Origin of the sequence: Pseudomonas sp. NBRC 111139, from assembly GCF_001753955.1 — a bacterium.
Taxonomy (GTDB): Bacteria; Pseudomonadota; Gammaproteobacteria; order Pseudomonadales; family Pseudomonadaceae; genus Aquipseudomonas; species Aquipseudomonas alloputida.
In genome coordinates this window covers 1-14029 of the sequence record NZ_BCBP01000026.1, presented here as the reverse complement: position 1 = coordinate 14029, position 14029 = coordinate 1, and the positions used below count along the sequence as shown (strand labels likewise).

Below are 14029 nucleotides of genomic sequence, written 5' to 3'. Positions count from 1 at the left end.
GGCACCTGAATCGCTAACCCTCCTGCACTTGGAGGGATTTGTCGTTGTGTTCGAGCTGCCTGGGCAGGCCTCTGCGAGGATCAATAGCAAGGGTGGTGCCAAAATGCCCATGAAGGGTGCAAAGCCCGTATTTGCTAGGAATAAATGCCCAACGACAGGGCGATATTCCCGAGACGGATTGGCGGATTTCCGCCCGATGGCGGAATTTGTACAAGGAGGAATGGCGGAAATCCGCCCTTTGTGGATTGCCTGTGCCCCCATTCGCGGATTGACCTGCGAATGGGCCGGCACAGGCTAGGGATCAATCCAGGTTGAAGGTGATCCTGAACGCAGCGCCCCCCAGCGGCGAATCGCCAAGGCTCAGCTCGGCGTCATAGCTGTCGACGATATCCTTGACCACGGCCAAGCCTATGCCCTGCCCCGGGTGCTGGCTGTCCAGCCGCTCCCCACGCTCCAGAATGCGTTCACGCTGGTCGGCGGGCACGCCCGGCCCGTCGTCCTCGATGCACAAGGTCAGATACCCCGGCGCCTTCACCAGGCTCACCCGCACTTGGCCCAGGCTTAGCCGGTAGGCGTTCTCCAGCAGGTTGCCGAGCATTTCCAGGAACGCGCCCTGCTCCATCGGCACCTGCGCCGCGTCCGGCAACTCCAGCACCACGTTCACACGTTTTTCCCGGTAAACCTTGGCCAAGGTGCTGCACAGGCTGTCGAGCAACGGCCGCAGCAAGACGCTGTGGCGGACCAGGCCACTCTTGCGCAGGCTGGCGCGTTGCAGCTGGTAGTCGATCTGCTGGCTCATGCGCTCGATCTGGCTTTGCAGCACCCGCGCCTGCTCGCGCTCGCCGCTGCGCTGCTGCAAGCTTTCACCCACACCCTGCAACACCGCCAGCGGCGTCTTCAGGCTGTGGGCCAGGTCGTCCAGCGAATCACGGTAGCGCGTGCGCTGCTCACGCTCACTGCGCAACAGACGGTTGAGCGAGCGGGTCAGGCGCAGCAACTCGCGTGGGTGCTCACCGCTCAGACCGTCACGTGCACCTGATTCCACTTCATCCAGTTCGTGGCTGAGGCGTCGCAACGAGCGCAGCCCCCAGGTCAGGCCTGCCCACAACAACACCATGAGCGCCAGCAATGCAGCGCCGAACCCCAGGTAGAGCTTTTCGCGCAGGCCACTGAGGGTGGCCTTGTACTCGCTCACGGGCTGCAGAGCGACAATGCTGTAGGCGGCACTCTGCCCGCCCAACAGCTTGATCTCGACGTCGTAAACGAAGAACTCTTCGCCATCGGACTGGTGAATGCGGTCGAACTCGTTGCCGCGCCCGTCATAGCGCGGCTGGTAGTTGATGTGCCGGTCGGCGGTGGCACGCGACTGCCAGACCAGTTTGCCGTCGCGGTCAAAGATATAGCCGAGCAGGCCTGTGTAGGGCAGGTTGTAGCGCTCGTCCGGCAGCAGTGTCGGCATCTGCAGCTGGCCATGCTCGATACGCGCAGCGGAAATCAGCGTGGTCACATCCGAGGCCAGACGCTGCTCGATCGACTCCTGCAGAGCCAGGCTGAAGGCCTTCTGCAAGGCCGGCAGCAGCGCCAGCATGAACAGCAGCGCCAACACTGCGGCGGCCAGCATCAGGCGCACCCGCAGCGAGCGGATCATCGGCAGCGCTCGGTGAACAGGTAGCCCAGACCGCGCACCGTGTCGATGGGTTTGAAGCCGCGCTCGCCTTCAAGCTTGCGGCGCAGGCGGCCAACCAGCACTTCGATGACATTGGGGTCGCGCTCTTCGTCACCTGGGTACAACTGTTCCATCAGGCGATCCTTGGCCACCACCTGCTGGTGATGGCGCATGAGGTATTCGAGGATGCGGTATTCGTAGGCAGTCAGGGCCAAGGCTTGTTCGTCGAGGGTGGCCTGCTTGCGGTTGAGGTCGAGCACCAAGGGGCCAGCGGTGATGGTCGACTGGATGAAACCACTGGAGCGGCGTAACAGGGCATTGAGCCGTGCTTCAAGCTCCTCGAACTGGAACGGCTTGACCAGATAGTCGTCGGCACCGGCGGCCAGGCCCTCGACCTTGTCTTGCCAGTTGCCACGGGCTGTGAGGATGAGAATGGGGAAGGTCTTGTCCTGGCTGCGCAGCCGCGTGATCAGCTCCAGGCCGCTGATACCGGGCAGGCCCAGATCGATGATGGCAAGGTCGAAATGGTACTGCTCGGCCTGGTACAGCGCCTCTTCGGCATCAGCGACCGCCTCGACCACATGGCCGCTTTCGCCCAGGCGGGTGTAGAGGTGATGGCGAAGCAGGGCTTCGTCCTCGACCACCAGCAGTTTCATGTGCAGCTCCTTATGTGTATTGCCTGTACCGGCCTATTCGCGGGTATGCCTGCTCCCACAGCAATCGCACAGTCTCTGAAACGTGTGCAGCACCTGCACAAGCCAAAGGTACTGCACAGTTTCAGCGGTTTGTGCAGTACCTGTGGGAGCGGGCGTACCCGCGAAGGCCGGTACAGGATAACGCGGCTCGTTCGTCAGAACTTGTAACTTGCTGCCAGGTAGGTCTGCGCGCTGCTGGTCAGGCGCAGGGTGCCATCCTTCGGCCCGCCATGCGCGCCCACCTCGGTCGCGGCATTGGTGCGCAGGTAACGGTAGCCCAGTTCGACCGAGGCCTTGTCGGTGATGTCCTGGATCACACCGGCCTGCAAGCCGTAGGCATAACCGTAGTCAGTGTCCCGGCTGGCGCCTGGCGAGTCCTGGGTAAGCTTGGTCACACCCAGGCTGCCACCACCGAACAGCTTGGTGGTATCGCCCACCGGCAGGAACAAGTCATAGCTGCCAAGCAGGTTTTCCTGGCGCAACTTCAGGCCACTGTGGTCGCCAGAGACATTGTCATAGGTCATGTAGTAGCGGCCCTGGTCGTTGATCTTGCCCAGACGCACACCCCAGGTATCGTCCTTGCCGATAATACCGTCGGCATTGAGCTGATCGGTGTTGCGTTGCAGCAGGCCGGACTTGCGAACTTTGTCGCTGGTCTGGCCGTAGGTGAGGCTGGCGAAGTTGTCGTCCGCGGCCTGGGCGGTGGTAATGCCAGCGGCACAGACGGCCATGGCGGCAAGCAGGGTATTGAAGGTTTTCATGGCTGGGTACTCCAGTTGGGTGCGCTGTTTCGGTCTGGAAGCTAGAGTAATCAGGGCACCCTGAACCGCGACTGAACCCTGGCTGAACCCCGGCTGAACGAATCGATAGCAAAACAAGGAGTTGTGAACATGCGAGCCCTGCTGGCCCTGACCCTGATGTGCAGCGCCGCCCTCGCCCAAGCGGCGGTAGTGACCCGTGAAATTCCTTATCAGGACGACGATGGCAACCGCCTCGTCGGCTACTATGCCTACGATGACGCGCTGGACGGCAAACGCCCAGGCATCGTTGTGGTGCATGAATGGTGGGGCCTGAACGACTATGCCAAGCGTCGTGCGAGAGATCTTGCCGCCCTGGGCTACAAGGCACTGGCCATCGACATGTACGGCGATGGCAAGCACACCGAGCATCCGCAGGATGCCCAGGCATTCATGGCTGCAGCGATGAAGAACCCGGCCGCAGCAGCAGCGCGCTTCGACGCGGGCCTGGAGTTGTTGAAAAAGCAGCCGAATGTGAACAAGCATCAACTGGGCGCTGTCGGCTACTGTTTTGGCGGCAAGGTGGTGCTCGATGCCGCACGCCGGGGAGAAAAGCTCGATGGCGTGGTGAGCTTCCATGGCGCACTGGCCACCCAGACCCCGGCAAAACCTGGCGTGGTGCGGGCCGATATCCTGGTCGAGCATGGTGCGGCGGACAGCATGGTCACCCCACAGCAGGTGGAGGCGTTCAAGGCCGAGATGGATGCGGCCAAGGTCAACTACCAGTTCGTCAGTATTGAAGGGGCCAAGCACGGGTTCACCAACCCCGATGCCGATCGGCTGAGCCACGGTGAACATGGGGGGCCGGACATTGGCTATAACAAGGCAGCGGACGAGCGTTCCTGGGCGGATATGCAGGCGTTCTTCAAGAAGGTGTTCAAATAAAAGATTGTGCAATCGTTGTGGGAAAGGAGGCGTTACCACGCCACCTCCCTTAGCGCCTGCACAGCTGGCACAATAGCCGCCATGAACACACTTCCTGCCTGTTGCGCCCCGCTCCAGCACCACTGGCCCCTGCCCCGCCCATTGCCCGGCGCGGTGCTGGTCAGTTGCGCCTTCGACCCTGCCCACTTGGCGGCCGACGACTTCCAGCGCGCTGGCGTACTGCCCAGCGCCAGCCTGCTGCGCTCGGTGGCCAAGCGCCAGGCCGAGTACCTGGCCGGCCGCGTATGTGCCCGCGCCGCGCTCCAGCACCTGGACGGCCGCGACTACGTGCCCGGCACCCACGAAGACCGCTCGCCCATCTGGCCCGCCGGTATTCATGGCTCGATCACACACGGCAAGGGCTGGGCCGCCGCGGTGGTCGCCGGCGAAAACAGCTGCCAAGGTCTGGGCCTGGATCAGGAAGCCTTGCTGGATGACGCGCGCGCCGAGCGGCTGATGGGCGAAATCCTTACCCCGGCAGAGCTGGAGCGCCTGGACCGCCGCCAGCTTGGGCTTACGGTCACCCTGACGTTCTCGCTGAAGGAAAGCTTGTTCAAGACCCTGTACCCACTGACTCGCCAACGCTTCTACTTCGAACACGCAGAAGTGCTCGACTGGTCCGCAGAAGGGCTGGCGCGCTTGCGCCTGCTCACCGACCTGTCACCGCAGTGGCAGCAAGGCGCAGAGCTGCAAGGCCAGTTCTGCCTGCAGGACGGCCACCTGCTGAGCCTGGTCAGCGTCTGACCTTCACAGCGGTGCCTGCTGCCTTGGCCAGTTCAGGCTGAAGCAGGCACCGCCCAACGCCTCGCTGCGGCCCACCGTGGCCCGGCCCGCGTGCCAGTAGATGATCCGCCGTACGATCGACAGGCCCAGGCCATGCCCGCCCGAGGCACGGGTGCGGCTGTCATCGAGGCGGGTGAAGGGCGTGAAAATGCGGTCCCAGAAGCCCTCGGGGATCCCCGGGCCGTCATCCTCCACATCGATGCGGCAACGTTGCTGGCCCAGCTGATAGCTCAGGCGCACTTCGCTCTCGGCATGGCGCATGGCATTGCCGACAAGGTTCTGCAGGGCCCGGTGCAAGTAGCGCGGCTCGGCCTCGACCCAGGCGCCTTCGGCATCCGCGCCCTGACAGTCGCCGCGCACCACCCGCACCTCGGCACGCAAAGGTGCCAGCTCTTCGATCACCCGATCGAGCAAGGCATCCAGATCGACCCGCTGGAACTTCAAGGCCGGTGCGCCCTGCTCCAGGCGGGCGTAGGTCAGCATCTCGTCGACCAGCTTGTCGAGGTCCTGGATATCCCCGTCCATGCCCGCCAGGTGCTTTGCCCGCACCTGTTCAGTCGTGGCGCTTTCGATCATCTCCAGGCCAAAGCGCAGGCGCGCCACCGGCGTGCGAAGCTCGTGGGACACCGCTCGCACCAGCTCGCGCTGCATGGTCAGCGAGCGCTGCAGGTGCTCGGCCATGCCATTGAAGGCAGCCGCCAGGCGCCCTACCGAGTCGGCGTCGCCGGCCGGCACGCGGGTATCCAGGCTGCCTTGGGCGATGCGCGTGGCAGCAATCTCCAGGCCGGACACACGACGTTCCAGCTGACGCACCAGCAGGTAGACCACCAGGCCGATCAGGCACAGCCCCAGGAAGGCAATCAGAATCAGCAACTGCGGCGGGTAAGGGTTGAGCTGGTACAGCGGGCCGATTTCCAGTACCCATGGCGAGCCCGTCAGCCCGGCGAACACCCGGATCGAGTCACCATCCTTGCCCAGCGCCATCACCGTGTCGCCCTCCTCCACGCGGCGCCGCTGGTCATCGTCCAGGCTGACCCGCTCGATACGTTGCAAGGCAACGCCAAAGCCGAAGCCCTTTTCCTGCTTGATCTGTGCCAGGCGCTGCTGCTGTTCGGTTACCGGGTAGCGCACCAGTTCGTCGGCCAATAGATAGAGGGTGGCCCGCGCCAACTGCTCGCTGATCTGTTTGATCTGCGCGACCAGCATCAGGTCTTCCTGGCCCACCTTGCGTAGCACTTGCGCCGCATGCGGGCCAATCTTCTCGACCACCACCAGGCCACGGTACAGGCGCGCCCGCTGGCCACCGTCAAGGCTGCGTGCGCTCATCGGTTGCAGCGCCAACGGCACGCCAAGCAGGCGTTCCCAGATCAGCAGCGAACGCTTGCGTTGGGTTTCATTCTGCATTGCCAGGTTGTCGGCCATCAGGCTGAAGGTGCCCTGGGCCAGGCCCTCGCTATGCTGGGCAGCGCGCACTTCGTTGACCAGGTGCAGGCTGAGCACGCCAAGCAGGGCCACCAGCACCAGCACGGCCAGCATGCCGCCGTAGATGCGCAGGAAGATCGAATTGTTCATGGTGCCTCGCCAACGAACAGGTAGCCTTTGCTGCGCAGGGTCTTGATCAACCGCGGCTGAAGCGGGTCGTCGCCGATCTTGGGGCGGATTTTCGAGATGCGGATATCGATGGAGCGGTCCTGGCCGTCGTAGCCCACGCCACGCAGTGCGGTGAAGATCTGTTCACGGGTCAGCACCCGACCAGCGTTGCTGGCCAACAGCCAGAGCAGATCGAATTCGGCGCCGGTCAGTTCGATCAACTGCTCGCCCAGGTGCGCCTCGCGCAGGCGGTTATCGATACGCAGCGCACCGAAGGCCAGGTCCTGGCGCTTGCTGTCCACGGTTTCGCTGCGGCGCAGCAGGGCCTGGATACGCGCCAGCAGCAAGCGTGGGCGCACGGGTTTGCAGACGTAGTCGTCGGCACCCAGGTCCAGGCCCTGAACCTGGTCGAGTTCATCGCTGCGCGCGGTGAGCATGAGGATCGGCCCCTGGTACTGGCTGCGCACCCGACGGCAGATGCTCAGGCCGTCCTCGCCGGGGAGCATCAGGTCGAGGATCACCAGGTCGGGCTGGCTGTCGATGATGCGCCTCGCGGCGCGGGCGCCATCGGCCTCCACCGCGACCTCGAAACCATTGGCCTGCAGGTATTCGGCGGTGAGTTCGGCGAGGCGCTGGTCGTCTTCGACGATGAGGATGCGGGGTATGGGGTGGTCCATGGCTTTGGCCTTGTTGTTCTTGGGATCGTGTCAGGGCAGCTGAGAGTATGAATGTAGATGGGGGGCCCTGCGAGACCGACCGCCCCGCGGACGGTGCTCGATCTCCCAGGCACCCCAGATCTTAAGACACGCCCTACCGCCCCCTCGACTGAACCGTTTTTTGTGACAGGCTTCGCGCCCCAAAAAAACTGCCCAAGGGCGTCACGGTGCAGAAAAATACTGCAAACCACTTGGCACAAGGCCTACAGCGAATACCCACCATTCACTCACAAAGTACACACAACTTATCCACAGGCGCTCGCCTTGCAAAGCCCCCAATACCGCATTATCTTGTATCCCGATCGCAGCGAACCACTAGATATAGGGGTTCGTGCAAAATCACACACAAAAGTCAACCCGCAAGATCAAGCGATTTTTCGGGTGGAACTTCAGGTGATTTCAGCAGCCAAACCGCTCCTGCGGAGGCGACCGAGGCAAGCCCTTCCAGGGCCTTGTTCGGGCATGGGTGTTGCAGGCCAGCCCTGGCATCCATCAGCAACAGATTTTGGGCCCCGCCCAAAACCTTTGACTTCGGCCAGGGAGCGGCAAGCCATTGCCCCTAATTCCTGAGTCTGTCCCGAAGTCGGTACGCCCGTGCGGGCGGATGCGCATGCTTTGTGCATCCCCGCAGGGCCATCGAGCAAGTGGACGGAACGGTGGGCGCCCATAGGGCGCCTGAACAATATAGAAATTGTGGAGACACCCACCCATGCAAACCGACACAACTCGCGAGAACCCGCAGGCCAAGGTGCCGCAGGCCGCCGATTCCAACCAGGATCTGGCTGCCACCGCCCCTGGCCAACTGCGCGTGATCAAGCGTAACGGCACTGTCGTCCCTTACACCGACGACAAGATCACCGTCGCCATCACCAAGGCGTTCCTCGCAGTTGAAGGCGGCACTGCCGCCGCTTCGTCGCGCATCCACGACACCGTCGCGCGCCTGACCGAGCAGGTTACCGCCACGTTCAAGCGTCGCATGCCATCGGGTGGCACCATCCACATCGAAGAAATCCAGGACCAGGTCGAACTGGCCCTGATGCGCGCCGGCGAGCAGAAAGTTGCCCGCGACTACGTGATCTACCGTGACCAGCGCGCCAAGGAGCGTGCCACCCGCGCCAACACCGACGCCGTGGTCGAGCCGCACCCGAGCATCCGCATCACCCTGGCTGACGGCAGCCTGGCGCCGCTCGACATGGCCCGCCTGAACACCATCATCAGCGAAGCCTGCGAAGGCCTGGCCGAAGTCGATGGCGACCTGATCCAGCGCGAAACCCTGAAGAACCTGTACGACGGCGTGGCCATCAAGGACGTCAACACCGCCCTGGTGATGACCGCCCGTACCCTGGTGGAGCGCGAGCCGAACTACTCGTTCGTTACCGCCCGCCTGCTGATGGACACCCTGCGCGCCGAAGGCCTGGGCTTCCTGAATGTAGCCGACAGCGCCACCCACCACGAAATGGCTGACCTGTACGCCAAGGCCCTGCCGGCCTACGTCGCCAAAGGTATCGAGTTCGAGCTGCTGAACCCGGCCCTGGCCGACTTCGACCTGGAAAAACTGGGCAAGGCAATCAACCACGAGCGCGACCAGCAGTTCACCTACCTGGGCCTGCAGACCCTGTACGACCGCTACTTCATCCACAAGGATGGCGTGCGCTTCGAGCTGCCGCAGGTGTTCTTCATGCGTGTGGCCATGGGCCTGGCGCTGGAAGAGAAAGACAAGGAAGCCCGTGCGATCGAGTTCTACAACCTGTTGTCGTCGTTCGACTACATGGCCTCGACCCCGACCCTGTTCAACGCCGGTACCCTGCGCCCGCAGCTGTCCAGCTGCTACCTGACCACCGTGCCGGACGACCTGTCGGGCATCTACCACGCGATCCACGACAACGCCATGCTGTCGAAATTCGCTGGCGGCCTGGGCAACGACTGGACCCCGGTCCGTGCACTGGGCTCGTACATCAAGGGCACCAACGGTAAATCCCAGGGCGTCGTCCCGTTCCTGAAAGTGGTCAACGACACCGCCGTTGCCGTGAACCAGGGTGGCAAGCGCAAAGGCGCTGTATGTGCCTACCTGGAAACCTGGCACCTGGACATCGAAGAATTCATCGAGCTGCGCAAGAACACCGGTGATGACCGCCGTCGTACCCACGACATGAACACCGCCAACTGGATCCCTGACCTGTTCATGAAGCGTGTCTTCGATGACGGCAAGTGGACCCTGTTCTCGCCTTCGGAAGTGCCAGACCTGCACGACCTGACCGGCAAGGCCTTCGAAGAACGCTACGAGTACTACGAAGCCCTGACCGAGTACAACAAGATCAAGGTGTTCAAGACCATCCAGGCCAAAGACCTGTGGCGCAAGATGCTGTCGATGCTATTCGAGACCGGCCACCCATGGCTGACCTTCAAGGACCCGTGCAACCTGCGTTCGCCGCAGCAGCACGTGGGCGTGGTCCACAGCTCGAACCTGTGCACCGAGATCACCCTGAACACCAACAAGGACGAGATCGCAGTCTGCAACCTGGGCTCGATCAACCTGCCGAACCACATCGTCGATGGCAAGCTGGACACCACCAAGCTGCAACGCACCGTGAACACCGCTGTGCGCATGCTCGACAACGTGATCGACATCAACTACTACTCGGTGCCGCAAGCGCGTAACTCGAACTTCAAGCACCGTCCGGTCGGCCTGGGCATCATGGGCTTCCAGGATGCGCTGTACCTGCAGCACATTCCTTACGGTTCCGATGCTGCCGTCGAGTTCGCCGACAAGTCGATGGAAGCGGTCAGCTACTACGCCATCCAGGCTTCGTGCGACCTGGCCGATGAACGCGGCGCCTACGAGACCTTCCAGGGTTCGCTGTGGTCCAAGGGCATCCTGCCGCTGGATTCGCAACAGATCCTGATCGAGGCCCGTGGCCAGAAGTACATCGACGTCAACCTGGAAGAAACCCTGGACTGGGCGCCGGTACGTGCCCGCGTGCAGAAAGGTATTCGTAACTCGAACATCATGGCCATCGCGCCAACCGCGACCATCGCCAACATCACTGGCGTGTCGCAGTCGATCGAGCCTACCTACCAGAACCTGTACGTGAAATCGAACCTGTCGGGCGAATTCACCGTGATCAACCCGTACCTGGTTCGCGACCTCAAGGCCCGCGACCTGTGGGACTCGGTCATGATCAACGACCTGAAGTACTACGACGGTTCGGTACAGCAGATCGAGCGTATCCCGCAAGAGCTGAAAGACCTGTACGCCACTGCGTTCGAAGTCGAGACCAAGTGGATTGTCGACGCTGCTTCCCGTCGCCAGAAGTGGATCGACCAGGCGCAGTCGCTGAACCTGTACATCGCGGGTGCATCGGGCAAGAAGCTGGACGTGACCTACCGCATGGCCTGGTACCGTGGCCTGAAAACCACCTACTACCTCCGTGCCCTGGCCGCCACCAGCACCGAGAAGTCGACCATCAACACCGGCAAGCTCAACGCCGTTTCCAGCGGTGGCGACAGCGCCCCGGTCCAGGCAGCCGGCCCAGCGCCAGTGCCGAAGGCCTGCGCGATCGACGAGCCTGACTGCGAAGCCTGCCAGTAAGGCCTGAATGCCGTGCGGGGTGCCTACGGGTGCCCCGCGCGGCATTTTTGTATCCGCGCCTCAGAGAAACCTTGCCCTTTGCCCACTGTTCACGCAGCTCGGTAAAAGAACAGGACCTCTCAAAAAAGGATGTACGCCCATGGCGCGGAAAAAACTGGCATCTCGCAAGATTGGTCGCAACGCAGAAACCGGCCGTTTCACCTCAGTGGAACAGGCACGCAAGCACCCCAAGACACACATTGTCGAAACGCTGTATACCCACCGTAGCTAGTGGTAGCTGGCCTCATCGCCGGCCACCCCGCGGCGAGGCCGGCTTTGCAACACAGCCCTCAAGAAACACCATATGATGTGCCTTGAAATTTAAACTGGCACAACATATAGGTTGGCGCTACACTCTCCCCCCGTAGAAGAAGCCACCTTTTTCGTGAACGGACGCACGCCAAACCGGTCGAAAAAGTTACCCTCGCCGGCGACACACGCGCCCCGATCGAAGGTGAATTCCGGTATACTCTGCGCCCTCTGAAAAGAGCACCTATTCAATTGTCCTGGCCCCTCCCAGAGGCCTGGCCAGGTACAAGCCAGAACACATTCAGATGTAAACGAGAGTCAGCCTCTCGAGCTGTCCATTCGCCGTTACGGCCTTGCGTCAGGCATCACATTCTTACAATCCAACCGGTTGCCCCAGGGCGACCCTCAAGCAGGAGCCAAACCATGCTGAGCTGGGACGAATTCGACAAAGAAGACGGCGAAGTAGCCGCCAAAGGCAACACCCCTGCGCAGGCCGCTGCCGCCGCCACCCTCGACAAGCTCGACAGCGCCGGTGGTGCCGCCGCCCTGGAGGCCCGTGCGGCCACCGCTTCTGACTCCGAAGCCGTCAAACGTGCCAAGGCTGCCCTCGACGCCCTCGACGTTGCCGAAGGCCTGGCCGAGCTGGAAGGCTCCTCGGCCCGCGTTGCAGTAGATGAAAAGCGCATGATCAACTGCCGCGCCGACCTCAACCAGCTGGTACCGTTCAAGTACGACTGGGCCTGGCAGAAGTACCTGGACGGCTGCGCCAACCACTGGATGCCGCAAGAGGTCAACATGACCGCCGACATCGCCCTGTGGAAGAGCCAGGACGGCCTGACCGAAGACGAGCGCCGCATCGTCATGCGCAACCTCGGCTTCTTCTCCACCGCCGACTCGCTGGTTGCCAACAACCTGGCCCTGGCCGTGTACCGCCTGATCACCAACCCGGAGTGCCGCCAGTACATCCTGCGCCAGGCCTTCGAAGAAGCGATCCACACCCACGCCTACCAGTACTGCATCGAGTCGCTGGGCATGGATGAAGGCGAGATCTTCAACATGTACCACGAGATCCCGTCGGTCGCTAAAAAAGCCGCCTGGGGCCTGAAGTACACCCGCGCCATCTCCGACCCGGAATTCAACACCGGCACCGTCGAAACCGACAAAGAGCTGCTGCGCAACCTGATCGCCTACTACTGCGTCCTGGAAGGCATCTTCTTCTACTGCGGCTTCACCCAGATCCTGTCCATGGGCCGCCGCAACAAGATGACTGGCGTTGCCGAGCAGTTCCAGTACATCCTGCGTGACGAGTCGATGCACCTGAACTTCGGCATCGACGTGATCAACCAGATCAAGATCGAGAACCCACACCTGTGGGATGCGGCGATGAAGGAAGAAGCGACCCAGATGATCCTGCAAGGGACCCAGCTGGAGATCGAATACGCCCGTGACACCATGCCACGCGGCGTACTGGGTATGAACGCGGCGATGATGGAGGACTACCTCAAGTTCATCGCCAACCGTCGCCTGACCCAGATCGGCCTGAAGGAAGAGTATCCAGGGACTACCAACCCGTTCCCATGGATGAGCGAGATCATGGACTTGAAGAAAGAGAAGAACTTCTTTGAGACGCGTGTGATTGAGTATCAGACTGGTGGGGCGTTGAGCTGGGACTGATCGTCCGGGCTGAGCATCGAGAAGGCTGCCGATTGGCAGCCTTTTTTTATGATTTTCCCCGAGAGTCCTGACGTCAGTTACGAAGATTGATTTCTTAATCCTATAAAAGACCGCCCCTGCGAAGGCCCATGTGAACAGGGGACCATTTATTGCCTGTGCTGGCCTCTTCGCGGGTGAACCCGCTCCTACAGAGATCGCAGTTTGCCGGGGTTACCTGGCAAGCTGGTCTGCCTGACTTGGCAATGAGCCCTCTGGGCTGATGGGGGACCTGTGCGGGTTCATCGAGGCGTAGAACCGCCGCGAACACCGGCGAAGCCGGTGCCATACACCGAGTCGGATTCTTCGCGGGCAAGCCCGCTCCCACCGAAGCACAGCTCTAGCTTTGAGGCGGTGTTTTACCTTGGAGATTTCGGCCTGGGGCTGCCAAACCCTATAGGCCTACTCAAGTCGCTCAGCAGCCTTTTTGTAAGCTTGGTCCCGCTCACGGCGATCGACAGCGACGACAAAAACCACGATCTCTTGGTCAATGACCTGATAAACCAGCCTGTACCCGCTGCTGCGAAGCTTTATTTTGTAGCAATCCGGCAGCGAGTGAAGGCGGTTTGCCTCGATTCAAGGTTTCAGCAGGACCTCTGCCAGTTTCTTCTTGAACTGCTGACGCACGGTATCGCCCAGCTTCTTCCACTCTTTCAATGCGCGGGAATCAAAGTCGAGGCTATAGGTCATCCAGCTTTACCCTCACGCGCTGCGGAGAAGCAAGCCGCTCTTGTACGGTAGCAATGAGATCTTCATCTTCCTCGGTCATCAGGACCGGCCGGAAGGGTAGCTTGCCCCGCTCAGCTACATATTGCAGGGCCTGGCGCATGAGTTCGGAGGGGGTGACACCGAGGCGATCGAGCTCTTTGTAGGCGCGGGCTTTGAGATCATCGTCGACGCGGATATTGATAGAAGCCATGACATAGCCCTCATGTAAAGACGATTGTCATTACACTGCACTGATCGTGGGGACTCTGCAATGGCAGTTTGTCTGCCGGAAGTGACCACAGCGCCATTCCCTTCAAATGAAGAGGCCTCGCCCCTGCCGACAGGAGGGGTACGGCACCAGCAAGGATGCCGGGACTGGACATGCCAGTCGACGTGGTCAAGGGCGAGGCCAGATCTGAAGATAGCGCAGGCTCGGGGATGGGGCCACCGCAGTTACGATTTGATTTTTAACCCTGCCCCCGGTTTGCAGTGCGAGGCGGCCAATGGGGTGGATGGCACGGGCTTTACCCGTGTTCGCGGGCAAGCCCGCTCCTACCAGTAGA

General features: G+C 61.8%; 11 protein-coding genes and 1 pseudogene. 5 read left to right on the top strand and 7 right to left on the bottom strand.

Annotated features, from left to right (window positions below; all coding sequences use genetic code 11):
* Window positions 1-301: 301 nt before the first annotated feature.
* The 3 genes from BJQ17_RS09175 to BJQ17_RS09165 all read right to left on the bottom strand — a co-directional run bounded on the left by BJQ17_RS09175 (window position 302) and on the right by BJQ17_RS09165 (window position 3122).
* The gene (locus BJQ17_RS09175) at window positions 302-1648 is read right to left on the bottom strand and encodes an ATP-binding protein (RefSeq protein ID WP_070095928.1); all 1347 of its coding nucleotides are present in this window, start codon (window positions 1646-1648) and stop codon (window positions 302-304) included.
* Window positions 1645-2322: a response regulator gene (locus tag BJQ17_RS09170; protein ID WP_003254813.1), complete on the bottom strand. Its 678-nt coding sequence runs from the start codon at window positions 2320-2322 to the stop codon at window positions 1645-1647. Before BJQ17_RS09170 ends, BJQ17_RS09175 begins: the two co-directional genes overlap by 4 nt.
* 194 nt (window positions 2323-2516) lie before the next feature.
* A complete protein-coding gene (locus tag BJQ17_RS09165; RefSeq protein WP_003254814.1) occupies window positions 2517-3122 on the bottom strand; it encodes an outer membrane beta-barrel protein in 606 nt (201 codons plus the stop codon).
* Between the two features lie 129 nt (window positions 3123-3251).
* Here BJQ17_RS09165 and BJQ17_RS09160 point away from each other — a divergent pair, with 129 nt between their 5' ends.
* Window positions 3252-4043 (top strand): dienelactone hydrolase family protein, encoded by a 792-nt coding sequence (locus tag BJQ17_RS09160; protein WP_003254816.1) that lies wholly within the window; start codon window positions 3252-3254, stop codon window positions 4041-4043.
* An 81-nt stretch (window positions 4044-4124) separates the two neighbouring features.
* Window positions 4125-4826: a 4'-phosphopantetheinyl transferase gene (locus BJQ17_RS09155; protein WP_003254817.1), complete on the top strand. Its 702-nt coding sequence runs from the start codon at window positions 4125-4127 to the stop codon at window positions 4824-4826.
* Between the two features lie 3 nt (window positions 4827-4829).
* Here BJQ17_RS09155 and BJQ17_RS09150 read toward each other — a convergent pair whose 3' ends face one another.
* Both BJQ17_RS09150 and BJQ17_RS09145 read right to left on the bottom strand, forming a co-directional pair.
* On the bottom strand, window positions 4830-6437 hold the full coding sequence (locus BJQ17_RS09150) for an ATP-binding protein (RefSeq protein WP_070095927.1): 1608 nt from the start codon (window positions 6435-6437) through the stop codon (window positions 4830-4832).
* Window positions 6434-7132, bottom strand: coding sequence for a response regulator transcription factor (locus tag BJQ17_RS09145; protein ID WP_004576832.1), 699 nt, complete (start codon window positions 7130-7132; stop codon window positions 6434-6436). The genes BJQ17_RS09150 and BJQ17_RS09145 overlap by 4 nt, the downstream gene beginning before the upstream one ends.
* A 748-nt stretch (window positions 7133-7880) precedes the next feature.
* Here BJQ17_RS09145 and BJQ17_RS09140 point away from each other — a divergent pair.
* The 3 genes from BJQ17_RS09140 (at window position 7881) to BJQ17_RS09135 (ending at window position 12722) form a co-directional block, all read left to right on the top strand.
* Window positions 7881-10760, top strand: coding sequence for a ribonucleoside-diphosphate reductase subunit alpha (locus tag BJQ17_RS09140; protein WP_003254820.1), 2880 nt, complete (start codon window positions 7881-7883; stop codon window positions 10758-10760).
* A 139-nt stretch (window positions 10761-10899) separates the two neighbouring features.
* Window positions 10900-11031, top strand: a complete 132-nt coding sequence (locus tag BJQ17_RS32045) for a hypothetical protein (protein WP_003254821.1) — start codon at window positions 10900-10902, stop codon at window positions 11029-11031.
* A gap of 440 nt (window positions 11032-11471) precedes the next feature.
* Window positions 11472-12722 carry a ribonucleotide-diphosphate reductase subunit beta gene (locus BJQ17_RS09135; RefSeq protein WP_003254823.1) on the top strand — a complete coding sequence of 417 codons (1251 nt, stop codon included), beginning with the start codon at window positions 11472-11474 and terminating at the stop codon, window positions 12720-12722.
* A 438-nt stretch (window positions 12723-13160) separates the two neighbouring features.
* Here BJQ17_RS09135 and BJQ17_RS29845 read toward each other — a convergent pair.
* A pseudogene (locus BJQ17_RS29845) lies at window positions 13161-13448 on the bottom strand (type II toxin-antitoxin system RelE/ParE family toxin).
* Window positions 13438-13677 (bottom strand): type II toxin-antitoxin system RelB/DinJ family antitoxin, encoded by a 240-nt coding sequence (locus BJQ17_RS09130; RefSeq protein ID WP_003254825.1) that lies wholly within the window; start codon window positions 13675-13677, stop codon window positions 13438-13440. The pseudogene BJQ17_RS29845 and the gene BJQ17_RS09130 overlap by 11 nt, the downstream one beginning before the upstream one ends.
* Window positions 13678-14029 lie beyond the last annotated feature (352 nt).